The following is a 25,464-nucleotide window of genomic DNA, read 5'->3' as shown; positions in this document are numbered from 1 at the left end:
GTTCCCCCTTCATGAGCGACTATTCAGTACCTCAGCAATATGCATTACTTTTACTTCTTTTCCTAAACGCTCAATACGTCCGCCAATGTTTAACAAACACCCACAATCTGCACCGATTAAATAATCTGCACCTGTTTCCATGACACTATCTACTTTTTCGTCTACCATTTGCTCAGAAATTGGAGTCATCTTAACTGAAAACGTTCCCCCAAACCCGCAACAATTTTGCACGTTTGGCAAATCTCTCACAGTTAATCCTTTTACATTTGATAATAAAATTCCTGGTGCTTCTTTTACTCCAAGCATACGCGTCATATGACATGATTTATGAATAGTAGCTATCCCTGGTAAACTTGCACCAACATCTGTAACTTTTAAAACATCTACAATAAACTGTGTAAATTCATAAGTTTTATCAGCAACTTTTTGTGCACGTTTAGCCCACTTTGGATCATCTTTGAAAACATGCGGATACTCATGAAACATTGTCGCACAAGAACCAGATGGCGTAACAATATATTCTGCATCTTCGAAAGTTTCAATCATATGTTTCATCGCTTCTTTTGCTGCTTCTACATGGCCGCTATTATAAGCAGGCTGACCACAACAAACTTGTGCTTCTGGAAATTCAATTTCACAACCTAAACGCTCCAACACTTCAACTGTTGCTTTGCCGACATTTGTTTCAAACATATCGACTAAACAAGTAACAAATAAAGTAACTTTCATAACTATTACTCCCCCTTTTTACAACTTCACCAACAAACATATGGTCATCAGATGACTTAGTAGAGAAGAAATAGGCTCAACCATGGCCTATCCTCTCCCTCTTCTAAAGAAAACGCTTACTTAATCTTTCTCTATTTTATCAGAAAATTAAATTTTTAAAAGATTAAATTACGAATTTATATCGTTTTTACCTGTGACAATATGTTCTACATTTGTTAAATGATCTAGCATTGCTTGCTGCGCTAATTCTACATCTTGTTTTAACACCGCATCATATATAACTTGATGCTCTTCTATAAGTCGTTCTGATGTCGTTTGTTCACCATATAAAATAATGCGTCTTGATTCACCAATTGTTTCAGCAATCATCTCTGAAACATGATTCATGAGTTCAAGCAAAATGTTATTATGCGAAGACTCTGCAATTCCCATATGAAATTGAAAATCGGCTTTTTCGCCAGCCTTTTCATCTCCAATGCTCTTTGCCATTTCATCTAACCAATGTTTCATATTTTGTAAATTATCTTCCGTACGTTTTGCCGCCGCTACTCGAACTGCCCCCACTTCAAGCACCTTTCGTACTTCTAATAAATTCAAAATATCTTCTTTCTTCATTAATAATCTATTGTTTAATGATTTCGTTAATGAAGAAGAATCGAAGTTCTTCACATATGTACCTTCTCCTTGTTTCATCTCAATTAAGCCCATCGCTCTTAGCGCACTTAGCGCTTCACGAACAGCAGATCTGCCAACTTGAAACTGCTCAGCTAATTGATGCACAGGGAGTAGTTTGTCACCAGGTTTTAACGTACCATTTTTAATCATTGTTAAAATAGCTTCAGATACTTCTTCGTAAATTTTTTTCGGTTTAATAGATTTGTACTCCAGTTAAATCACCTCAGTATCTTCCAAACAACAATTGAAACGATTTATAAGAACTTTGCATCATAACTATTTTAGACCGAATTGATAAGAAGTACAAATGTTTTGTTCATAAAATAGTCAAATTTTCGATATTTATTACATATTAATTTATATTTTTACGTATAAAGTGAAACTTTAATCAGTGGGGGTTTTGTTCATCGCCCACTGATTATTAGCCCTCACGAATCGGACTTTTACGGGCAGCAGGGCCTCCACCTAACTTCTTTGCTTCCGTTGAATTTTGAGGTGAAGGTCTTACTGCCCGGCGAATAGCGGGATAAATATTTTCTTCAATATAAAGAACATGTCCTAAAAATTAGAACATGCTCCCCTCATCCTGTACATTCAGTTTAATAATAACCGTTGTTCCCTTATCTTTTTCACTTTCAATTTTCCACTGTCCACCATGTATATGAACAATTTGTTTCACAATAGCAAGGCCTAAACCTGTTCCACCGTGTTGACGACTTCTCGCTTTATCAACTCGGTAAAAGCGTTCTCCAAGATTCTCCAAATGTTCTATATCAATACCAATTCCTGTATCTTTTATTTTTAATTCACAGTAATCATCGATTTGCTCTAAAGTTATAACGATATTTCCTTTTTGATTTGTATACCGTATCGCATTATCTAACACATTATGAAGCACTTGTTGCATACGATCTTCATCAATCATGACAATGACCTCTGGATTTAAATTAGTTGAAATATGAATTTCCTTTTCTATAAACTTAATCTCATACGTATCTAATACGTCTTCAATCAGCTGTGAAAAAACGATAGGTTGCTTCTTTAACGGAAAGTGCTCACCTTCTAATTGTGCTAAGTCTAACAAGTCATGAACGAGACGCTGCATACGACCTGCTTCTTTATGAATTAGCTGCGTTACTTTTTCCTGCTGCGGTCCCTTTGCAACACCATCTAAAATAGCCTCGCTATACCCTTTTATATAACTAAGTGGTGTTCTAAGTTCATGCGAAACATTTGCTAAAAATTCCTTACGCTTTACATCTTCTGTTTCTAATGAATTTGCCATTTTATTAAATGCTTTTCCTAATCGTCCAATTTCATCCTCTGAAGAAACTGTAATCCGCTCCGAAAAATCTCCCGTAGCCAAATGATTTGCAACCCGCTCCATTTGCGAAAGTGGCTTCGTAATTGCAATTATAATTTTCCTTCCAACCCATATCGTAATTAAAATCATAGCAATTGCTAACGGTGCTAAAATAAGACCCATATCATAGATTAAATCTTTTATACTTTTTAAAGGAATATACGAATAGACAATTCCGACTAATTTTTTATTTTCCAATACAGGGATGACAACCCCCATAATATTACGGTCAAAATGTTCTTCATATCCTATTTTTGTCACAGTTTTCCCATCTAATAGCGTTTGCCTATCTCCTTCACTTATAAGAGAATGATGATGCACATCAAAAGGCAAACATGCGCTTAAATCACGCGGATTAGACACGAAAATAACGTCTGAACTAGATATTTGATCAAACGATCTTACTTTCTCTTCAAAAGTTGATATTCCTTCACGCTTATCATATTGAGCAGCAAGACTTTTTCCTTCCATTACTAACGAAGCTTTTAAATTATCAACGTATAATTTTTCATACGAGTATAAAGATACGAAATAAAGAAAGGACACTGTTACACATACTGCACATACTACTGTAAGCCAAAGTTTTTGTACCATCGTAAACATACGTTACACCTCAAATTTATAGCCTACACCCCAAACAGTTTGAATGTAGTTTCCACTTTCTCCAAGCTTCAAGCGCATCGTTTTCACATGCGTATCTACCGTTCTTGTACTTCCGGCATAATCATATCCCCATACCTTTTCAAGTAATTGCTCCCGGCTAAATACTTGTCCTGTATGTTGGCAAAGAAAATATAATAAATCAAACTCTTTTACAGTAAGAGAAATCGACTCACCATCCGCCTCTATTCGTCTACTTTTTTCATTGATAAGAATTGGTCCAAATTGAATCTCTTCTTGCTGTTCTTGCTTTGTATATCTTCTTAGCACCGCTTCCATACGGGCAACCAATTCACCAGGACTAAACGGTTTTACAATATAGTCATCTGCTCCCATACGTAAGCCGTTCACCCTATTCCACTCTTCACCTTTTGCCGTTAAAAATATAATCGGCACATCTGACGTTTTTCTAATTTCTTTACAAACTGAAAGTCCATCCATTTCTGGCATCATTATATCTAATACAACGAAATCATAATGATCCGTTTCTAGTTTTTTAAGAGCCTCTTTTCCATTCTCAGCTTCTCCCCACTCATATCCAAAGTTATCCAAATACATTCCAACAAGCTGTCTCATATCACTTTCATCATCTACAACTAGCACTCTATATTTATTCATTGTCCTTCCCTTCCCTCTCTATGAGTTGAAACGGTCCTTTTCCGACTTTAATTGTTTGTTTTATTTTCAAATTCTTCATATCTATAACGCACACTTCATCACTATCATAACTGGCTACATACCCTTCTGCTCCGCTCTCAAAAAATGCAAATGGATTGGACCCTACTTCTACAGAAGCTATTTCTTTATATGTTCTAATATCAAACTTTCTAAGTGTATTCGACCCATGACTGAGTGCATATACGTACTTACTATCCCTCGTTATATTCACAGGCATAAATGGAGCGTGTAAAGAACGCACCATTTCTCCACTCTGTAAAGAATACACTAACACTTTCTCATTTACTTGATTTCCATCACCATGTCCGCCAATCCATATTTCTTTCCCATCAGGACTAATCGTCGCTCCTGTTGATGCTGGCGGAATCATAAAGGATTGAATAACTTCTTTTTTCTTCGTATCAATTGTCGTTAGTTTCGTATCATAAAAGTTTAGTACAGATAACCGATTCTGATACTCTACCATCGTTATAGGCCCTTTTCCTGTTGAAACATTTCCTGTCTCTTTCCCATTTATCGTAAAGAACCTTACCTTTTGAACATTTTGATCAGCAGCAAATAATTGTTTTTTATCTGCTGATACGACCACATTTACAATGCCCTTTCCAGTTTTATATTTTCCCACTTGCCTTCCTTCCGCTAGTGAATATACATACATATATTCTAATTGCTTACCGTATACAAGTATTTCATCGCCATTTGGAAGCAGTGTGATTCCGGCCATTGGCTCATTTAGTTCCCATGTCGTAATTAACTTTTTATCTTTTTTATCAATAAAACTAATGCTGCCTTCTTTTATATTCGTAGTTATAATAACATTTTTATCTTTAGCAATTGGTGTATATGAACTTCCTTGACACCCTACTAATAGAAATAAAAAACAGAGAAGAAAAACATACTTTCTCAAAAGATTCCCTCCATCTTCGGATGATTTCGTTATAATTGTAAAATAACAAATAAATGTGTGGAAAGTGTGAAATTTCCCTTTCTTACTCAATTTACATATATAATGTACAACAAATAGAATTTGAGGTGTGTCAATTATGCTATTTCCTGATTTAGCGAATAAAATTGTACGAGAAGTACGCAGACTAATTACAGAAAATATTATTATCATTAATATAGAAGGCGTTATTATCGCAAGTACAGATACAGAAAGAATTGGTCAATTTCATGAAGGTGCACTCCGCTGTGCCAAACAAAAGAAAACCGTCATCATTACAAAAGAAGATGAAAGGCAATTGCAAGGTGTAAAGGCTGGGATGAATCTTCCTTTATTATTTCATGATGAAGTAATTGGTGTCATTGGGATTACAGGAGAACCTGAAAATATTTCACGCTATGGAGAAATATTGCGTAAGATGACCGAATTATTAATTCATGAAAACTACTTTTTAGAGCAACTAGAACTTGAGCACCGTTCTTATGAAGCTTTTGTCTTTGATTGGCTTCAAAATACAGAGTGGTCCCCGAGTTTTCTTGATCGCGCCAAAACACTTGGCATTGATTTATATAAGAAAAAACAACTTATTTTGTTTTCTATTGGCAAAAATGACACGATGCTCCAGCGTAAAATATGGCAACACATACGTAATATTTTAACAAAAGAGCATCTATTTGTTCGCTGGGGAAATGATCGTTTTATTTTATTTACAGCGATGAGCTCCAAAGAACAAACTTATCAATTTTTAAAACGGTTAAAACAAGACTGCGAAACTTTATTTTCTATTCCTTTATATATAGGGATTGGACAAACAGTTACCCCAAACAATATGAGCATATGTTACGAACAAGCATTACGCGCTCTTTCTGTATCATTGGAAACGAAAAAAATTGTATTTAATGAAGATTTACGTTTAGAAATGTGTTTACAAGATATTTCTGTCGAAACGCGTGAACAATTTCTAGAGCGTACCATCGAAAACTTATTATCATTTCCTGAGCTTATGCAAACTTTACGCTTATTTATCGATTATAACCAATCTTATAAACAGACGGCTAAACAATTACATATACACATTAACACATTACATTACAGGCTAAAAAAGATTGAAGAACATACAGGACTTGATCCAAAACAATTCAAAGACTTAAACGTTTTGTACTTCGCACTTCTCCTATTAGATAATTATACAAAAAAGAATGATAAAACAGATTAATCTTTAGATGATTATACATAGAAAGAATCCCTCGACTTTTTTATCATTATAATGAAAGCACTGTTACCACGTTGTTTATTATAACTAAACACGTTAACAGTTTGAGGGGGATTTCCAATGTTAGAAAAACAAATTATTCATTCATTCGTATCTATTGTTGGCGAAGATAATGTAGATACATCCAATATGGGGCGTTTAACTTATAGTTATGATGCCACTCCAAACTTCCAAGCAATGCCTGATGCAGTCATTGCTCCTCGTAATACAAATGAAGTAGCTGAAGTGTTAAAAGTATGTAACACTCACAAAATCCCTGTGTATGTGCGCGGGTCTGGAACAAACCTTTGCGCAGGAACATGTCCACTTGAAGGCGGTATCGTCCTTATTTTCCGCCATATGAACAATATTTTAGAAATTGATGAAGAAAACTTAACAATTACTGTACAAGCTGGTGTCATTACACTTGATATTATTAAAGCGGTAGAAGAAAAAGGTTTATTTTATCCACCAGATCCAAGCTCGATGAAAATTTCTACAATCGGCGGTAATATTAATGAAAACTCAGGTGGATTACGCGGTTTGAAATATGGCGTAACACGTGATTATGTAATGGGGCTTGAACTTGTCTTACCAAATGGCGATATTATTCGCACTGGTGGTAAATTAGCAAAAGATGTAGCTGGTTACGATTTAACTCGTTTATTTATCGGTTCTGAAGGAACACTTGGCGTGGTAACAGAAGCTATATTAAAACTTGTTCCTATGCCTGAAACAAAGAAAACAATGCTTGCACTATATGAAGATATTAATGAAGCTGCACGTGCTGTTTCTTCTATTATTGCAAATAAAATCATTCCAGCAACACTGGAGTTTTTAGACCAACCGACAATTGAAGTAGTAGAAGCGTTTGCACAAATCGGTTTACCTACAGATGTAAAAGCAATTTTATTAATCGAGCAAGACGGTCCGCCCGAAGTAGTCAATCGAGATATTGAAAAAATGGCTAACGTTTGTCACTCTATGAATGCGGTTGATGTTCGCGTTGCAAAAGGTGAAACAGAAGCAGATGCGCTTCGTACCGCTCGCCGTAGTGCTCTATCAGCGCTCGCACGATTAAAACCTACTACAATATTAGAAGATGCGACTGTACCACGTTCACAAATCGCTCCGATGGTTGAAGCTATTAATGCCATTGCAAAAAAATATAATATTCCTATTTGTACGTTTGGACATGCTGGTGATGGTAATTTACATCCAACTTGTATGACAGACGCTCGTAATGCAGAAGAAATGCACCGAGCTGAGCAAGCTTTTGCCGAAATATTTGCGAAAGCAATTGAACTTGGTGGCACAATTACTGGTGAACATGGTGTTGGTGCAATGAAAGCTCCATATTTAGAAATGAAATTAGGTAAAGAAGGTATTGCAGCTATGCAAGGAATAAAGCAAGCTTTCGATCCAAATAACATTATGAATCCTGGAAAAATGTTCGCGAAAGACACTCGAAAAAGAGTGGTGGTTGAGCGATGACCACATTAAATAAAGAAAATATTCAAAAAGAATTTAAAGAACGATTAAGTGAAGATGAATTACTAAACTGTATGCGATGCGGTTTTTGTTTACCTACTTGTCCTACCTACATTCAATCCGGATATAAAGAGTCACATTCACCGCGCGGACGTATTGCATTAATGAAAGCAGTCGTTGATGGTTTAATCGAACCAGATGAAGATGTTGAAAATACATTAAACGTTTGTCTTGGTTGCCGTGCTTGTGAGCCTGTTTGTCCATCTGGTGTAAATTATGGACATTTATTAGAAGAAGCTCGTGATATTATTAATCAAAATAAAAAATTCTCAGTGCCAGTGAAAGCTGTTCGAAAAGTCGTTTTTGAAGGATTATTCCCCCATCAAAATCGAATGAGAACATTAACTGGACTAATCGGATTTTATCAACGTTCTGGTTTACAAACGCTAACACATAAAACAGGGATTATGAAGTTATTCCCTGAAACCCTTGCAACGATGGATCTCGTTTTACCAAAAGTCCCTAAAATGAAAGCGATGAAAGATCGTCCTTCATTTTTACCTGCAGAAAGTACAAAGAAAAAACAAGTTGCATTCTTTACAGGCTGCTTAATGGATACGATGTTTTTAGAAACAAATAATGCAACGATGAAACTTCTTCAATTAGCTGGTTGTGATATCGTTATTCCGAAAACACAAAGTTGCTGCGGTGCATTGCATGGACATGCTGGTGAAAAGAGTGGAGCAAAAGAATTAGCAAAGCGAAATATAAAAGCATTCGAAAATTTAAACATCGATTATATTATTACGAATGCAGGTGGTTGCGGGGCTTATCTTGTAGACTATGATTATCTTTTAAAGGATGATCCGGATTGGGCTGAACGTGCTAAGCAGTTTGTTTCTAAAATTAAAGATATTACTGCTATACTAGTAGAACTAGACTTCCATAAGCGAACTGACTTACGACTCACGCCGCAGGTTATTACGTATCAAGACTCTTGTCATTTACGCAATGTTATGCGCACATCTTCTGAACCTCGTATGTTACTAGAGGCTATCCAAGGTGCAACATATCGAGAAATGAAAGATGCCGACCGCTGCTGTGGCTCTGCTGGTATTTACAATATTGTTCATTCAGAGTTATCAATGGAATTTCTAGATTACAAAATGGACCGTGTGCATGAAACAGAAGCAGCAACCATTGTTACTGCAAATCCAGGTTGTTTATTACAAATGAAATTGGGCATTGAGCGAGAAGGGCTTTCTCATAAAATGAGAGGAATTCACATTGTGGATTTATTATTAGAAGCAATTGAAACTAACTCGTAACATACGTAATAATAGGAAAACGGCTATCTCCTTCGTCTATGTAAAGAGATAGCCGCTTTTTTGTCTGCTACAACATTAAAAATATGTTACTTTATTATAAAAAAGAACAACAGAAACATTACAGTTTTGTAAAAATCAATCCATTATATTCCTCAAAAAATCGTTCAAACCATTGATACAATAGGATTCTTCATTTTCTATTTAGGTAACTTTATCCAAAAATCCCCTCTTAAAACCAAGTATAAAAACACTATAAATTCCTTTTATACTCTATATTTCTCTTATTTTTACTCCCTTCTTCTCTTAGGATAAATTAGGTAATTTTAAAGTCTATGAATTTTTTTCCATCTTTTTTCTCGCAAATTGTATGCTACGATGAATTTGTCAGTCAGACAGGCTGTCAAAAACAAATCGTGTGAAAACAAATTAAAACTTTATATAGGGGGACACACATCATGAAAAAGCGTGTTTTATTATCTGTAGCTGCTGCAACAGCTCTTACTTTAGGAGTATCTTCTCTAGATGCACAAGCTGCAACAGTACAACCATCTAACGTAAAGGTTCAAAATATTCAGCATTCAAAAGTAATGATGAAACAAATGAGCCAACAAGAATTACAAGCATTCTTACAATCTATGGGAGTTGAATCATTAGCACAATGGCAACAAGGAAACTTCCAACCAAACTGCTTCATTCCTGGTCAACAACCTACTGAAAATGTTGTAACTGAGCAACCAACAGCTAAGCCAGAAACTCAAAAGCCAGTTGAGCAAAAACCTGCCGAGCAAAAGCCTGCTGAAGAAGTTCAAAAACCAGAAGCTCAAAAGCCTGCTGAAAACAACAATACTCAAAAACCAGCTGAGCAAAAACCAGCTGAGCAAAAGCCTGCTGAAGAAGCAAAATCTTTAAGCGAGTTTGAACAACGTGTTGTTGAATTAACAAACGCTGAGCGTGCAAAACAAGGCTTACCAGCACTAAAAATCGATACTGAATTAAGCAAAGTAGCACGTATTAAGTCTGAAGATATGCAAAAAAACAACTACTTTGATCATAACAGCCCTACATACGGGTCTCCGTTTGACATGATGAAGAAATTTGGTATTTCTTATACATCTGCAGGTGAAAACATCGCTCAAGGTCAACGTACACCTGAAGAAGTAGTACAAGCTTGGATGAACAGCGCTGGACACCGTGCAAACATCTTAAATAACGGCTTCACTCACATCGGTGTTGGTTATGTAGAAAGCGGCAACTACTGGACACAACAATTTATTACGAAGTAAATAGATTAAAAGAGTCTTCTCATAATGAGAAGACTCTTTTTTAAGTTTCATAGCTTTCTATTATGTATGAATAGAAAATATATAACATAAACAACATAGATCCACAGCTTATTACACTAAGCAATACATAAAATCCCCACTCTAAGTTCAAAAACAATGAAAACAATATGCCACATGCCATCACTTGAAAAATCCGTCTACTCACTAAACAAATTTTTTGTAATTTAATTGGATCTTTTTCTTTTTCTTTGCCTTTTATTTTCTTAAATTCTTTACTCAGCATAAAAAGAAACATACTAATCCCAATCGTTAATCCTGTTTGAAAGGATATCAAATCCCCAAAATTAATAAAGAGGATAAGCGTATGAATAAACAACATAAATAACGTAATTTTCTTTATAAATCCGCCTATAATACCATGCTCTCTTTCATTAAACTTAAATATATTATGTGAAATAATATACAAAAATCCATATGAAAAAATAATAAAACAGGGAATAAATGCTACAACGACTTGTTTACTCATAAACTCGTTTGGCTGACCATTTACATTCCAATGTACTGCCATACGATTTGGTAAATAGGGATAGAGAAATAGAGTAAGTAAAAGACAAGCGAAAAATATTCCCAGTACATACTTATATTTAATCAAGTGATTCTCACCTCTCTTTTCTCTTAACGGCTTCGCTTCTTTTAGAGAAATCCCTGCAAAAATCTACTTTTTTCAAGTTAAAACTTATACTTTACGCATTTTCTTTTTGAAATTCTTTTATTTTATTATTTAACTTTGTAGGAAACGGCACATCAACTTCAATCGCTTCTTTCGTAATTGGATGCAAGAAATTTATCTTCATCGCATGCAATGCTTGACTGGACATATATTTTGTTTGTCCACCATATAATACATCCCCAACTAATGGATTACCATTATGACTCATATGAACACGAATTTGATGTGTTCTACCCGTTTCTAATTGTAACGTTACGAAAGTCGTGTTTTGCTTCTTAAAATACTTTTCTACTTTATAATATGTGATAGCTTGGTCACCTTTTGGAGAAATACGACGCCTTGTAGCATGATGGCGATCCCTTCCGATAGCAGCATCAATCTTTCCTTTTTTCTTCTTTACTTTCCCTTCAACGAGCGCTGCGTACGTTCTTTTAATTTTTCTTTCCATTAATAAGCGATCCATAATTGAACCAGCAATTCTATGCTTAGCAAACACGACACCACCTGTCGTATCTTTATCTAAACGATGAATATGACGCACCTTCGTCTCTAAACCTTGCATTTGAAAATGAAAAGCAACAAGATTTGCAAGCGTCCCGGTTCCACCTTTTTCAGCAGGGTGCGTGTCCATTTGCTCTGGTTTATTTACGATAAGTACGTGATCATCTTCGTATACTACATGTAATTCACCATATTCTGGATCTACACCGTACTCTTCCTCCGCAAACATATGGACTTGTAACTTATCGTTCTCTTTTAAAAGCTCATTCCATCTTCTTTGTTCCCCGTTAACCGTAACACCTTTTTCCATACGAAGCTGATGTAATAGCTTTTTCGGTATTTCCCATTCTACTTTTAATACCGATTCAATACTTATACCATTCCATTTAGCTGGAACGGTAATTTCACACCATTCACCCTTTTTCTTTGTTTCCATACTGTTTATCACCTTATTTCTATTGATTCTCTCATTGTAACGGAAAACACACTTTGATGCACCGTCAAAAATAGAGGACAGTCTTATAATAGACTGCCCCTCAAGCTCTAAGTCTTTTCATTTCTAACAATACTTCTTCAGCTTTTTGTTCATACGATAAATCTTTAAAGAAATCCGCCAACCTTTTATAATCATTGTAAGCATCTAATAAATCGTCCATCTTTTCTATTTTCATCACTTGTTGTTTTTGTTTCATTTTTACTGGATAGCGATAACCTGATACTTCTTGTATTTTGTAATACTCATCCTCTACTTGAACGACCTTTACAAGTTCTTCCTCTTCTGCATCCATCGTATACCCGTCAAATTCTCTAAGTAGTTCATAAATGATATGAGTCCATTCATCTTTTGGATAAAACCCTTTTTCTAACCGATAACCGACAATGCGATACATATGCCCATCGTTCTCGGCAAACTGTACTGTATCATTTAACTTAAACTTAAAATAACGAAACATTGCCTTCACCTACTCATTATGTAATGTTCTTATCACATACTATTTGCAAAATGTAGGCTTTGCTATTCATAAAAAATGCTCATCATATTGATGAGCATCTTTTATGATGCTTTTTCTCTTTTTTTTCGAAATGGTAACCACCAGTTCCAGTCTCCAAATAACTTCATTAAGCTTGGTACGAGCATAAGACGAATAATTGTTGCATCAAGAAATATTGCTAATGCAACGCCAAGACCCATCTGCTTTACTGGTAAAATATCAGTAAATGCGAATGCACCAGTTACGACAATCATTATTAAAGCAGCTGATGTAATAATTCTACTTGTTGAAACGAGCCCTTCTAACGTTGCTTGATCGTTATCTCCTGTTTCTTCATAGAGCTCATGAATACGTGAAATAAGAAATACTTCATAATCCATACTAAGCCCAAATACGAGGCCAAAAATGAAGATTGGTAAGACAAACAGAACCGGACTTGCTTCTAAACCGAAATGACCACCTTCAAATAACCAAACAACAATTCCAATGGTTGCACTTAAACTAAGTATATTCATAACAATTGCCTTAATTGGAATGAGTATAGATCGGAATGCAAATAATAATATAACAAAGGTCGATCCAAATATAACAGACATACCAATTACAACTTTATCTTTAATTTCATCTTCTAATTCTTGTTGAAACGTCGTCATTCCGCCTAGATAATACGTAACATCCGTTTCTTTATAGTTCTTTTTAAAGTCACGTACCCACTGTTTTGCAGTCTCTGTACGTGGTTTTGTTTTCAAAAAGATTTCTATCGTCGTCTTATTCCCTTGCGTGTATGCTTCAAATACAGGAGTTAGTTTCGCTGATTCTGGCGACTGCAACATTCCAACAACTTGATCTGCTTTCATTCCAGTTAACCCGTCGTATAAACTTCTTACTTCATGTACTTTCTTATCATCTTTTAACTTTTGAACGACTTCTTCTATCTTTTGTAGACTTTCTTTTTCTTTCATATCTTTTTTCGTCTCTACAACTAATGTAACATCAGCGTGTGTTTTGACAGTTTCATTAAATGCTTCTTCATACTTTTCATATGCAATCCTTGTATCACTCTTTTCAGGTAAAGCTTCAACACCAGAGAACTGCAAATTAGCTGTACGTAACGGTAATAAGCAAATAACAATAAATGTTGTAACAACAATAATCATTGCAATTGGATGTTTCATCACAAATTGTGCAAATTTACGCCATGCTTTTGCCGGCGTATGTGCTACTTGATTCTTTTTTAATATTCTTTTACCGATTAACGATAATAGTGCTGGAAGAAGTGTGAGTGAGAATAAAATACTCATAATGACAACAATCATTCCGCTAATCGCGACAGATTGAATATAATCTATCTTAAAGAAAAACAAACCGGATAACCCAACAAATACGCATAATCCTGAAAATACAATCGCACGTCCTGCCGTTTGATATGTAATTGCTATCGCTTCTTTTACCGTTCGTTTAGCAACTTCCTCTCGAAAACGGTTCACAAATAATAGCGCAAAATCAATAGATAATGCAAGTCCAATCATCGGTGCAACGTTTAACACGAAAATAGATAGTTCTTTATCAACACCGATGAAATACAATATACCCATCGTACTAATAACACTAAGCGCCCCATTCAAAATCGGTAAAATTGATGCCAAAAGACTACCAAACGAAAATAGTAATACAAGAAACGCAATTGGTAATCCAATCATCTCTGCTACTTTTAAATCATTTTGCGTTCTTTCATTAATCTCTTTATTAATTTTCGGAAACCCTGTAGGTGTTACTTTTAATGCTATATTACTTTCTTTCTCAATCTCATCAGCAAATTGTAATGTCTTTTCCATTCGTTCCTTATTTGTTTTCCCGGAAAATAAAATTGTCGCATAGCCGATGTCATCTTGTAGCATTTCTTTATTTTGGATTGGGTGATGGAAAGATTCATAGTTCTCTTTCTCTTGAACATTCTTTACAATTTCATTTATTCGCTTTTTAAATTCCTCATGCGAAGCATCTTTATTTTTCTCAAAAACGAGCAGCAGCGTATCTTGAGACTTCTTAAAATCTTTATCTAAAATTTCTTTCGTTTTTTGATAGTCGCCTTCCGTTTGGAAACCGTCACCACCTAATACTCCCGGTAGCTTTGGAGCAAAAATCCCAAGTGCGATTGCGAGCAACAGTAACGCTACAATTACTGTATAACGAAACTGATACAAAAAGGCTCCTAACTTCCCCCACTTATCAACTTTATGTACATTTGTCTTCACACATTTTCACCTACTTTACATAATTCAATTGTCACTTATACTGTATCACATCTTGATATAAACAAAAAACGTCTGGAAAAACTATAATAATAGTTTTTCCAGACGTTTTTCTATCTCTCTTTATTAAGCCCTAATCTCTCAGTAAGTAAACGATGGTAGTAAATCGCGATAATTAACAAAATACCACCTACGCAGTAACCAGCTAAAATATCAGTTGGGTAATGTACATTTAAAATGACTCTACTTAATCCAATCGATAGAATTACTATACCCATCAAAATCGTTGTGACACATTTCCCAGCTACGCTTTTCAAATTAGCAGCAATGATATAAGTAAGAAATCCAAATGTCATAATCGATAACATTGCATGTCCACTAGGAAAACTATATCCAAGTGCATCTAGCGCTTCATTTAATGACGGACGTTCTCTCTTTACAATCTCTTTTATCCCTTTATTCACAAGATGTGTTATTAAAATTCCCATTGGATATACAATCATCGCAGCATAATAACGCTTCTTCCAAAAAACAAGCAAACTTATAACGAGCGTAGCGACTATCCCAATTGCTGATCCCAATTTTGTAAAGTACGAGAAAAATGTAAGAGAACTTTCCGTTTGTAGCCCTCTTACTAATCCACGGACATATGTATCCATCACTGTAACGCCACCTGCATGTACGCGCCAAGCAACAATACCAAATACAGCAAATAACAAACCGATACACATTACCTCATACTGATGTAACTTCTTCTTCAAACGATTTCCTCCTACTATGAAAAAATGCGATTTCTACTTTAGAAACCGCATTTCCTTGCTTATTTACCTTTTGTTTTTAGCTCTGTCCAGTAACGATCATAGTCTTTTAACTTATCGTCTACATCAACAAGCCATTCTGTACGATCTAACTCTTCTTTCGTTAAGAAAATCATGTGATTATCACGGTATTCTTTACTATGAAGAGGATGAGCTTTTTCATTTGGATTACTGTAACCAATTGACTCGTAGTTTTTCACACTTACTTTTTCATCTAGTAAGTAGTTCATAAATTTCTCAGCAAGCTCTTTATGTTTTGCACCTTTTGGAATTGCTAACGTATCAGCCCAAATTGTGCCGCCTTCTTTTGGTACAACATATTCTACATCTTTATTATCTTTTGCGATAAATGCTGCATCTCCAGACCAAACTGTTCCGATCCAAGCATCTTCTGTAATGAATTTTTGTTTAATGTTATCTGTATCAAATGCTAATAAGTTTGGAAGCAGCTTCTTTAAATCATCTGCTGCTGTCTTTAATTGTGCATCGTCTTTCGTACTGTTTGAGAACCCGTGCTTCTTAAGACCCACTCCTAATACTTCACGAGAATCGTTCAGTAACGTTACATGTCCTTTATATTTCTCATTCCATAAGTCCGCCCAGCTTGTAGGTGCTTCTTTCACATACTTTTTATTGTATGCAATCCCTGTTACACCCCAAGTGTACACTAAAGAATATTTATTCTCTGGATCAAACGCAGGTGTTTTAAAATTAGAAACCATATTTTCGATATTCGGGATATTCTTTTTATCTAACGGCGCTAATAAGTCCATTTTCGCCATTGTTTTAACCATGTAATCCGACGGCTGAATTAAGTCATACTTTGCGCCACCAGCTTGTAATTTCGCAAGCATTTCTTCATTACTTGCGTACTTGTCATAGTTAATTTTCACATTATACTTCTTTTCAAAATCTTTTAGCACTTGCTCATCAAAATTGTCAGCCCAACTATAAATATTTAATTCTTCTTTCTTTTCACCACAACCAGCAAGCACACCAGCAACAAGGCTAAAGCTAATTGCTGCGCCAGCTATTCTTTTCATTAATTTCATCGGTTTATTACCCCCTTGTACTTTCTATATCGTTCGTATTATAAAGGAAGGTGTCCTCCAGAGTTTTCTTCACCATCTGCACCTTTGTTCCGGAAGATTTCAGATAGAACCATTAATCCTACGATAGCAACAATTAAAATTGTAGAAAGAGCATTAATTTCTGGTGATACTCCGCGCTTAACCATACTGTAAATGTATAGTGGCAATGTTGTTGATCCTGGTCCTGATACGAAGAAACTAATTACAAAATCATCAATTGATAATGTGAATGTTAATAATGCTGCCGAAATAACTCCCGGTGCAATTGCTGGGAACGTTACATAACGAAACGTTTGCCAAGGCGTTGCTCCTAGATCATTTGCAGCTTCTTCTAAGTCACGTCCCATACTTGAAAGACGCGCAGCTAAAATAACAACAACAAACGAAATACTAAATGTAATATGTGCAATAATAATCGTTGTTTGTCCAAGTTCCATTCCTAACTGACTGAAAAGAATTAGTAAAGATAATCCCATTAAAATATCAGGAATTAAAATTGGTAAATATACAAGGCCATTAATAGCCCCTTCGAAACGATATTTATAACGATGCAAAGCAATTGCAAAGAATACACCAAGTACTGTTGTCACAATCGTTGTTATAACTGCAATCGTAATACTATTTACAAATGCATCAATAACATCTTGTTTTTGAAATAAATCTGTATACCAATGGAATGTAAAACCTTCCCACTCCGCATTAATGCGAGAGTCGTTGAAAGAATAGACCATTAAAACCATCATTGGAAAATACAAGAATAACAAAATTAACCAAGAATAAGAAACTAAAAACTTCTTCATCTTTGCCTATTCCCCTCCGTTCTCATTATATTTATATACTTTCGTTGCACGATAATATAAGTAAATTAACAGAACAGAGAATAGAACAACGATAATCGATAACGCAGATCCAAACGGCCAGTCACGTGCACCTAAGAATTGATTTTGAATAACGTTTCCGATTAATGCTACTTTCGATCCGCCCATCACGTCTGATACAACAAACATTCCGATAGAAGAAACGAATACTAAAATAGAACCAGTCGCAATTCCTGACATCGTCATCGGCACTGTTATATTCCAAAATGCCTTTATTGGTGTTGCTCCTAAATCATAAGCCGCTTCTAGCTTACGCTTATCCAGCTGCTCAATTGCTGCATACACTGGTAAAATCATAAATGGTAATAAAGAATAGACCATTCCGAGTATTACAGAAGGAGTATTATATAATAAATTTAACGGTTCACTAATAATGCCAAGCTTTAATAACAACGTATTCACAAGACCTTGTGAACGTAAAATAACAATCCATGCGTATGAACGAACAAGAAAGTTAATCCAAAACGGGATCGTTGCCAATAATAAAAGAATAGAGCGATATTTACGGTCAACAATTGTAATTGTATACGCAAACGGATAACCAATTAATAAACATATTACTGTTGTAATAACTGCGATCTTAACAGTTTCCCATAACGTTCCTAAGTACAATGGATCAAATACACGGGATATATTCTCCAGCGTAAATTGCATTTCTACTGTCCCGTAAGCTCCGCGCTGCATGAAGGCGAATCCTAATACGAATACGAGCGGGATTAGGAAGAAAATTAACAGCCACGCGACTGTAGGTAGTGCGAGTAATTTCCCTTTTTTCAATTTAAGGTCACCTCGTCCTCTTGCTCCCAGCCTACATATACATTATCTCCAATGCTCCACTGCGCTGCCTCTTCAGCAGTTTGATATGCCATTAGTAATTCTGATGTTTTCTCATCACGTACATAAATCTTCTCCATATTTCCGACAAACTCAATATCTTCAATATGTCCAAGATGATATTCTTTTAAAATTGGTTCTTCAACCGAACGTACTTTTACATTTTCAGGGCGAATTGCTACATAGCCTTCCCCGTTCTTCACAATATTATTTTCACCGATGAATGTCGCAACGAACAATGTTTTCGGCTTATTATAAATTTCTTTCGGCGTTCCGATTTGTTCGATATGTCCTTTATTCATAACGACAATACGATCGCTCATGCTCATTGCTTCTTCTTGATCGTGCGTTACGTATATGAACGTAATTCCTAAATTACGTTGTAAGTTTTTCAATTCACGTTGCAAGTCTTTTCGTAACTTAAAGTCAAGCGCTCCAAGTGGCTCATCTAATAGTAATACACGCGGATTATTTACAATCGCTCTTGCAATTGCAACACGCTGCTGTTGTCCACCAGAAAGCTTCGCAGGTTTACGATTACGGAACTCAAGTAACTGCGTTAAACGCATTGCCTCTTCAGCACGCTCTTTCTGCTCTGCTGCTGATACTTTCTGCATTTTCATACCAAAACAAATATTCTTCTCTACTGTCATATGTGGGAATAGTGCGTAATGTTGGAACACTAGGTTCATATGACGCTTATATGGCGGCAAATCGTTAATTCTTTCATCATCTAATAAAAGATTCCCTTTAGTTGGAGTTTCAAATCCTGCGATCATACGAAGTAAAGTCGTTTTCCCGCAGCCACTCGGCCCTAAAATTGTTAAAAACTCTCCCTCTTTAATATCTAAAGAAAGAGGTGGGATAATCACTTGATTTCCAAAATGTTTTTCAACTGCTTCAACTTTAATAATCTTTTTCATTTTCCCGTCCTATCTACCTTAAATTTTAAATTTTTATATTCATGAATAAATATTTATGTTCTATAGACTATTTTTTGTTTCGATCCAAACAAAAATGGTTATTTAACAAGCGTTCGTTTCTATTCGTTATGTAGTATGTTTGATTCATTTTCGCATGATACATAACGTCGAACAGAAAAACCCCTTCCATTGCGAAGGGGCTATTATCATACGGCTACGCCTACTGATAAACACCATCATCATTTTAACAACTTTCGTATGAATTTTAAAGCACTTTTTGTAGAAGAGTAACGAATTTTCATGTCGAATGCTGTAGATTGGGCTAAAATGCTTTTATAATGTGAAAAAGTCCGAAAACTTTCTTTCCCATGATAACCCCCTAATCCACTACTTCCAACACCCCCAAAAGGTAAATATGGCGTGGCAAGATGATAGACAACATCATTAATACAGCCTCCACCATATGAAATATTACTCGTCACTTTCTTTTGTACTTCTTTATCTTCAGAAAATACATATAACGCTAACGGCTTCGGATGTTGCTGGATTGTGCCAATTACATCTTCTATGTTGTCGTACTCTATGATTGGTAAAATCGGACCAAAAATTTCATCTTCCATAACAGTATCTTTCCATGTAATATCCGCTAGTACTGTCGGTTCAATATGTAATGTATCTTTCTTATAGTTTCCACCAATTACGACTTGACCATCTTGTAAAAATCCACATAATCGTTCAAAATGACGCTCACTTACAATACGCACATAATTTTCATTTTGCAAAGGTTCTTTACTATACTGCTCTATAATTTCATGTCGCAGTGCCTCAATTAGCTTTTCTTTCACGGAAGAATGCACATACATATAATCTGGCGCTACACACGTCTGCCCTGCATTTAAAAACTTACCCCAAACAATTCTTCTTGCTGTCATCTCTATCTTTGCATCTTTATGTACAATACAAGGACTTTTCCCGCCAAGTTCTAAAGTGAGCGGCGTCAACTGTTTCGCTGCTGCTTCCATTACAACTTTTCCAACGCCAACACTACCAGTAAAGAAAATATAATCAAATGGTTCCCTCAGCAAAGATGTACTCTCTTCAACGCCACCTTCTACTACCGCTACAAGCTCTTCTGGGAATAATTCATCTAACATTCTCTTAAGCACTTTTGAAACGCTTGGTGTTAACTCTGACGGCTTTAAAACGATTGTATTTCCAGCTGCCAGTGCTCCTACAAGTGGTGCAATTGCTAATTGAAAAGGATAGTTCCACGGTGCAATAATAAGCGTCACACCATACGGTTCTGGCACTACTTTTCCTTTTGACCCCAAATGAGTAAGTGCTGTTCGAACTCGTTTCGGTTTACTCCACGATGAAATATGTTTCAATTGAAAGGAAATTTCTTTTAATACATATCCAACTTCCGTTGTAAACGACTCGTGAACTGACTTATTTAAATCTAATTTCAATGCCTGAAATATTTCTTCTTCAAAATGCTGAATGCCTTCATAAAGCTTCTTCAAATTATTCTTTCTCATTTCGATGCTTCTCGTATGCCCTTTTAAAAAATATTCCTTTTGCCTACTTACAATAGAGGAAATACTCATTCACTCACCTTCTCCCACTATTTTTATCCAATTCTTTCATTATTTATATAGACTTCATATATAACAAATTTCTATTCTTAAGGTTACATTATATATGACTTTTTCAGCTATATAAAATTCATTGCTCACAAAAAAACTACCGAAAGAAAATCTCTCGGTAGTTTTACAGTATTAACGATATAAACGAACAGCACCTGCAGAATTATCATCAGCTTGTCCTACTACTTCAAACTTCAGACCAAGCTTCGGTAAAATACGTCCTGCATCTGGAATCTGTTGATTAATATACGTTTTAGAATCATCAAACTTCGGTACACCTGCTAAACCATCATACGTATACGTTCCACGCGTTGGAGATACAACTTTCCAAGCTGGCGTTTTATCGAATGAGAACGCCGCATCTGCGATTTGGAATCGCGTACTACTTTCCACTGTCGGTTTACCATTTAAAGTTCCTACAATTGCTTCTGGATGAGAATCAACTACACCTAGGAAACCGTGTCCTGGATGTACACCTACCCAGTTATCTGTGTAAGCTGAATCTGCATACCATACAACCATACCAGCGTTATATACTGGACCACGTGCAAATTTTAACGCGTTATCTGAACCAGCATAGTTTCTCCACTCAACATAGTAGTTATGGCTTTTCTTCTCTGTTCCGTTAGAAACAGCAAAACCATCTAATTTGAATTGTGGCGTACCTTCTGCGTCATCAGAGAATACTACTTTATCATCTACTGTTAATGAAGCATTATCAAGTAAGAAACCATTTAATGCTAAACCACCATCAGTAATGTAATCAAATGTTAATTTTACTTTCTTACCTTTGAACTGGCTTAAATCATATGATTTGTCAATCCATTTTCCATTTGTCGAATCTGCATTTCCACTATTTGCTTTCTCACCAAGTCTTTCAATTAACGTTTGTTGACCATCTTCCGTTACAGCGTGTACTTCAAGAAAATCATACTCTGCTTCAATTTCATATAATGATTTGAAGTCAAATTTTGCAGTCGTTGCATTTGTTAAATCGAACAGTGGTGTTTCCATCTTCGTATGAAGATCATCACCTTTTGTGCTGTAGTAATACTGTTTTCCGAATGCCGGTTCAATTGTTTTTATATCTTTGTCTGGTAAGTTAACACGAATCATACCTGGACGGTTAGATTTCGTAACACTTTGGTCTAAATATGTTGCTAGGCCGATACCTTTATTTAATTTCTCGTAATCTACTTCTACGATATTTGCCCAGTTACCACCGATTGTTTTTTGGAAAAACTCTTTATTTTGTGGTGATAAGCTCGTTGGTGTTGTACCTGCAATTTTACCAGCCCAGCTTCCGCCACTCATGATAGACCAAGCTTGAATTGGCTCACCAGCACCGCTATATTGTGTATCATACTCATCTGGTAAACCTAAATCATGACCATATTCATGCGCGAATACACCAACTGCTCCATCTTCTGGTTCAATTGTGTAGTCGAACGCTGCCATCTTTCCACCCCAATATGGAACTTTCGCTTGTGTACCTTCAATTGCGAATGGTTTTGGTCCAACTGTCCAGCGATGTGACCAAATTGCATCATCACCTAATTTACCCCCACCTGCTTCTTGTCCAACACCTGCATGAATAATCATTAAGTGATCAATTAAACCATCCGGTTGATTTTTATTTCCATCACCATTTACATCATATTGATCAAATTGATCAAACTCTGATAGATCAAGACCGCTATCTACAGCTGCTTTTAATGCATCTTTTACTAAATCACGTGGGCCTTTTGGTCCTTTATTATCATGACCGCCGCTAGCAGCATCTGCACCGTAATCAGCAGCTTTACCAGGAACTGTTAACCATTTTGTAACTGTTCCGTCCACTGTGTAACTACCACCAGATTGCTCTTCGTAATATTGTTTAAACGTTTCAATTTTACTTCCATCATCTAATGTAAACGGCTCGTTGCCAAATAACATTTTTTCATAATGTTCTTTATTAAAATCGTTAGAATACATATATCCAGGCTCTTTGTCGATATTATTATGTTTAAAGTCAGCGTACTCTACAAGTAAAACGAGTACTTTATCTTTACGAACTTCACCGTTATAGTCTTTTTGTTTCGCTGGAGAAGTTGGTACTTTACCATTTAGACCGCCTTTAACTGGGCCTGTCGCTGCAGGTGTTCCTGTTGCAGGGTTATCTAATTTTTCTTTCGTGTCTGCTTTCGCATCTTTCACTTTCTTTAAAAAATCAGATGCTTCTTTCGTAAGTTGATCCCCATTCGGTACTTCTTTCCCAGGATTTTCACCCTTTTTGTTCTCTACATACTTTTCGACAGCTTTCTTTGTTTCTTTCTCTGAAGCTGACGAATCAATTACCCCACGTTTTTTTAGCGCATCTGCTAAACGTTCTTCCGGAATTAAGTGATCATCAACTGGGCTCGTAGCCGTTTTATTCGCAGGCGTTTCAGCATATGCAGATTGAGTGCCAGCCCCGAATGAAAGGCCTAATACAGCTGTTAAAGCGATTGATGACAAAACTTTGAACGGTTTCTTGTTCATCCCTTATTTCCTCCCCTAATAAATAATATGTATTACAAATTGAATTTTATTAAAAATTCAATATTTTTTCAATATTTAGTCATATTATGTAATATTTTTAATATATTTGTAAAAATTTCATAGTTAGCATACGAATATATCACAATTCAACAATGTTTTCTGAAAATATTGAAAGTTTTTATCGAACAATTTATAATTTCCATAGAGGGAGTTTAATGGGGTTTTTATCTTTGTTTCATCTACACAATATTTGATAATTCACTATATAAAACACAAAATCCAATTGCATTATCATGTATTCTGTAGCAGCAATTATGACCGATAATTAGGGAGGAATTACATTTGTACAAAGATAAGACAGACGCACTGGATCAAGAATGGATTGATTTAATACTTGAAGCTCTAGATGCCGGTATCGCCATGCAAGACATCGAGCAATTTTTCCAACGTATGAAGCCATCCAGTCAGGCTCAATAGGTTTGTTCTTTTTAACGAAGTTTATGTTATAATAATGACATCATAAGACAACTACATATTGATAGAAAGGTGCGCAAATATGATTGGAGAACGTATAAAACGCCTTCGTTTACAAAAAGGGATTTCATTAACTGAACTTGCCGAAAAAGCTGGCGTTGCTAAATCTTACATTAGTTCTATAGAACGAAATTTACAAAAAAACCCTTCCATTCAGTTTCTTGAAAAGATCGCAGCAGTTCTACAAATTCCAGTTGATACTTTACTTCATGATGAAACAACAAAGGAAACTAACCTAGACTCCGAATGGACACAACTCGTTAAAGATGCAATGAACTCTGGTGTCTCCAAAGAACAATTTCGTGAATTTCTTGAATTTACAAAGTGGAAGCAAAATAATAAATAGAAAGAAGTGCTTACAAGTAGCACTTCTTTTTCTTTATAAAAAAAGCGGGGGATACCCGCTTTTTTATTATTTTTCTTCCCCAGCTTCTTGGTTAGCATTGAATGTCCATTCTAAATTCAATGTATCACCTTGGAAGATATTTTGATCTTTTCCATTATCTACAAATTCAAATTGTACCCATAGATAATCCTCTGTACCAGCTGCTAATCCACCCTTTTCTCCCCACTCAGGAGCAAAGATGTCTTTAGCTAAAAGATCTGGATCAACTTTTTGTAAGTCTGCTAAAGTTGTTTCGTATACAGGCTCACTTTGTTTATCCCAGTTCCAAAGGAATTTTACTTTAACGTGCTTACCAAAGTCTTCACCAGCATTATCACCTTTTGCATCTTTAACAGTATACTTTGTTGCTAATTTAACATCTTTAATAGTTAACGAACCGCTGTTTTGTAATAAGAACTCTTTCTTAACAGAATCCCCTGGTTTTAAATCTTTAATATCTACAAGCGTCTTAGGGTTTAATGTAAGGTCTAACGTCCCAGCTGCAAATGTATTGTTTGATACTTCTTTATCGCTAAAGAATGCAAATGTTCCTCCACCAATTAAAGCTAACCCCAATGCTGCTGATGCAACTCCCATACCTAATTTCTTTTTCAGACTCACAATCAATTCCCCCTAGCTTTTTTTTATATTTTTATCACTTATTTTTCAATAAGAGATGTAAAGAAAACTATATTAGCTTAGCTAATATGTGTTCTTTTTTAAAAACCTTATGTTCATTATAACGAACAACCCTATATAAACACAACACATATTTATTAATATTTTCAGTTATTTTTATTTCTCAATATTATTTAGACTTTTCAGAAAAAAATGATGATAATTTATAACTTTTTTCACACTCAAATCATTTAATACTATAAGAAAAAAGAAAAACAAAGAGGTGAGGGCTAACGTTCCCTCACACTCGTATAAATATTACTAGTCTTGCTTATTC

The 25,464-nt window shown here is 35.5% G+C and carries 23 protein-coding genes; 6 read left to right on the top strand and 17 right to left on the bottom strand.

Features of this window, described 5'->3' with window-relative positions:
- Nucleotides 1–9: 9 nt before the first annotated feature.
- The 5 genes from ACTFP3_RS02980 to ACTFP3_RS02960 form a co-directional block, all read right to left on the bottom strand.
- Complete coding sequence (locus tag ACTFP3_RS02980; RefSeq protein ID WP_000869148.1) at nt 10–729, bottom strand: (Fe-S)-binding protein; 720 nt, start codon at nt 727–729, stop codon at nt 10–12.
- Between the two features lie 168 nt (nt 730–897).
- A complete protein-coding gene (locus ACTFP3_RS02975; protein ID WP_254904515.1) occupies nt 898–1,587 on the bottom strand; it encodes a FadR/GntR family transcriptional regulator in 690 nt (229 codons plus the stop codon).
- A gap of 382 nt (nt 1,588–1,969) precedes the next feature.
- Nucleotides 1,970–3,370 carry a sensor histidine kinase gene (locus ACTFP3_RS02970; RefSeq protein ID WP_000494796.1) on the bottom strand — a complete coding sequence of 467 codons (1,401 nt, stop codon included), beginning with the start codon at nt 3,368–3,370 and terminating at the stop codon, nt 1,970–1,972.
- Between the two features lie 3 nt (nt 3,371–3,373).
- Complete coding sequence (locus ACTFP3_RS02965; RefSeq protein ID WP_001046397.1) at nt 3,374–4,045, bottom strand: response regulator transcription factor; 672 nt, start codon at nt 4,043–4,045, stop codon at nt 3,374–3,376.
- Nucleotides 4,038–5,012 (bottom strand): YncE family protein, encoded by a 975-nt coding sequence (locus ACTFP3_RS02960; RefSeq protein ID WP_001234152.1) that lies wholly within the window; start codon nt 5,010–5,012, stop codon nt 4,038–4,040. The genes ACTFP3_RS02965 and ACTFP3_RS02960 overlap by 8 nt, the downstream gene beginning before the upstream one ends.
- Before the next feature lie 127 nt (nt 5,013–5,139).
- On the opposite strand from ACTFP3_RS02960, the gene ACTFP3_RS02955 reads away from it, so the two are divergent.
- From ACTFP3_RS02955 to ACTFP3_RS02940, 4 genes are all read left to right on the top strand, one after another.
- Nucleotides 5,140–6,264: a CdaR family transcriptional regulator gene (locus ACTFP3_RS02955; protein WP_157797734.1), complete on the top strand. Its 1,125-nt coding sequence runs from the start codon at nt 5,140–5,142 to the stop codon at nt 6,262–6,264.
- Nucleotides 6,265–6,381: 117 nt separating this feature from the next.
- Nucleotides 6,382–7,794, top strand: a complete 1,413-nt coding sequence (glcD, locus tag ACTFP3_RS02950) for a glycolate oxidase subunit GlcD (protein ID WP_000890752.1) — start codon at nt 6,382–6,384, stop codon at nt 7,792–7,794.
- Nucleotides 7,791–9,119, top strand: coding sequence for a (Fe-S)-binding protein (locus ACTFP3_RS02945; protein ID WP_006917711.1), 1,329 nt, complete (start codon nt 7,791–7,793; stop codon nt 9,117–9,119). The genes glcD and ACTFP3_RS02945 overlap by 4 nt, the downstream gene beginning before the upstream one ends.
- 455 nt (nt 9,120–9,574) lie before the next feature.
- Entirely contained in the window at nt 9,575–10,402 is an 828-nt protein-coding gene (locus tag ACTFP3_RS02940) for a CAP domain-containing protein (protein ID WP_000747596.1), read from the top strand.
- Nucleotides 10,403–10,442: 40 nt separating this feature from the next.
- Here the strand turns inward: ACTFP3_RS02940 and ACTFP3_RS02935 are convergent, their stop codons facing one another.
- The 11 genes from ACTFP3_RS02935 to inhA1 all read right to left on the bottom strand — a co-directional run bounded on the left by ACTFP3_RS02935 (nt 10,443) and on the right by inhA1 (nt 23,590).
- Nucleotides 10,443–11,054 carry a DUF1648 domain-containing protein gene (locus ACTFP3_RS02935; RefSeq protein ID WP_006917704.1) on the bottom strand — a complete coding sequence of 204 codons (612 nt, stop codon included), beginning with the start codon at nt 11,052–11,054 and terminating at the stop codon, nt 10,443–10,445.
- 91 nt (nt 11,055–11,145) lie between these two features.
- Nucleotides 11,146–12,069, bottom strand: coding sequence for an RluA family pseudouridine synthase (locus tag ACTFP3_RS02930; protein ID WP_000448349.1), 924 nt, complete (start codon nt 12,067–12,069; stop codon nt 11,146–11,148).
- A gap of 100 nt (nt 12,070–12,169) precedes the next feature.
- Nucleotides 12,170–12,586: a hypothetical protein gene (locus tag ACTFP3_RS02925; RefSeq protein WP_000490301.1), complete on the bottom strand. Its 417-nt coding sequence runs from the start codon at nt 12,584–12,586 to the stop codon at nt 12,170–12,172.
- Between the two features lie 101 nt (nt 12,587–12,687).
- Nucleotides 12,688–14,880, bottom strand: a complete 2,193-nt coding sequence (locus ACTFP3_RS02920) for an MMPL family transporter (protein ID WP_440009276.1) — start codon at nt 14,878–14,880, stop codon at nt 12,688–12,690.
- Between the two features lie 110 nt (nt 14,881–14,990).
- Nucleotides 14,991–15,638 (bottom strand): phosphatase PAP2 family protein, encoded by a 648-nt coding sequence (locus tag ACTFP3_RS02915; RefSeq protein WP_000727792.1) that lies wholly within the window; start codon nt 15,636–15,638, stop codon nt 14,991–14,993.
- A 59-nt stretch (nt 15,639–15,697) separates the two neighbouring features.
- Entirely contained in the window at nt 15,698–16,747 is a 1,050-nt protein-coding gene (gene potD, locus ACTFP3_RS02910; protein WP_000772485.1) for a spermidine/putrescine ABC transporter substrate-binding protein PotD, read from the bottom strand.
- 38 nt (nt 16,748–16,785) lie between these two features.
- The gene (gene potC, locus ACTFP3_RS02905) at nt 16,786–17,586 is read right to left on the bottom strand and encodes a spermidine/putrescine ABC transporter permease PotC (protein ID WP_000714192.1); all 801 of its coding nucleotides are present in this window, start codon (nt 17,584–17,586) and stop codon (nt 16,786–16,788) included.
- A gap of 6 nt (nt 17,587–17,592) precedes the next feature.
- Nucleotides 17,593–18,441, bottom strand: coding sequence for a spermidine/putrescine ABC transporter permease PotB (gene potB, locus ACTFP3_RS02900; protein WP_000715500.1), 849 nt, complete (start codon nt 18,439–18,441; stop codon nt 17,593–17,595).
- Nucleotides 18,438–19,421, bottom strand: a complete 984-nt coding sequence (gene potA / locus ACTFP3_RS02895) for a spermidine/putrescine ABC transporter ATP-binding protein PotA (protein WP_049107432.1) — start codon at nt 19,419–19,421, stop codon at nt 18,438–18,440. Before potA ends, potB begins: the two co-directional genes overlap by 4 nt.
- A gap of 239 nt (nt 19,422–19,660) precedes the next feature.
- Entirely contained in the window at nt 19,661–21,028 is a 1,368-nt protein-coding gene (locus tag ACTFP3_RS02890) for an aldehyde dehydrogenase (protein WP_000028370.1), read from the bottom strand.
- 171 nt (nt 21,029–21,199) lie between these two features.
- Complete coding sequence (gene inhA1 / locus ACTFP3_RS02885; protein ID WP_001035937.1) at nt 21,200–23,590, bottom strand: M6 family metalloprotease immune inhibitor InhA1; 2,391 nt, start codon at nt 23,588–23,590, stop codon at nt 21,200–21,202.
- Nucleotides 23,591–23,932: 342 nt separating this feature from the next.
- Here inhA1 and ACTFP3_RS02880 point away from each other — a divergent pair, with 342 nt between their 5' ends.
- Together ACTFP3_RS02880 and ACTFP3_RS02875 are read left to right on the top strand one after the other, a co-directional pair.
- On the top strand, nt 23,933–24,067 hold the full coding sequence (locus ACTFP3_RS02880) for an anti-repressor SinI family protein (protein WP_000276219.1): 135 nt from the start codon (nt 23,933–23,935) through the stop codon (nt 24,065–24,067).
- A gap of 79 nt (nt 24,068–24,146) precedes the next feature.
- Entirely contained in the window at nt 24,147–24,470 is a 324-nt protein-coding gene (locus ACTFP3_RS02875) for a helix-turn-helix domain-containing protein (RefSeq protein WP_000578884.1), read from the top strand.
- 66 nt (nt 24,471–24,536) lie between these two features.
- Here the strand turns inward: ACTFP3_RS02875 and calY are convergent, their stop codons facing one another.
- Nucleotides 24,537–25,130, bottom strand: a complete 594-nt coding sequence (gene calY / locus ACTFP3_RS02870; RefSeq protein WP_000053714.1) for a biofilm matrix protein CalY — start codon at nt 25,128–25,130, stop codon at nt 24,537–24,539.
- Nucleotides 25,131–25,464: the final 334 nt, after the last annotated feature.

Origin of the sequence: Bacillus cereus group sp. MYBK5-2 (genome assembly GCF_051915685.1) — a bacterium.
Lineage (GTDB): Bacteria > Bacillota > Bacilli > Bacillales > Bacillaceae_G > Bacillus_A > Bacillus_A cereus.
The sequence above is the reverse complement of the archived record's forward strand: the minus strand, read 5'-3'. Positions and strand labels throughout refer to the sequence as shown.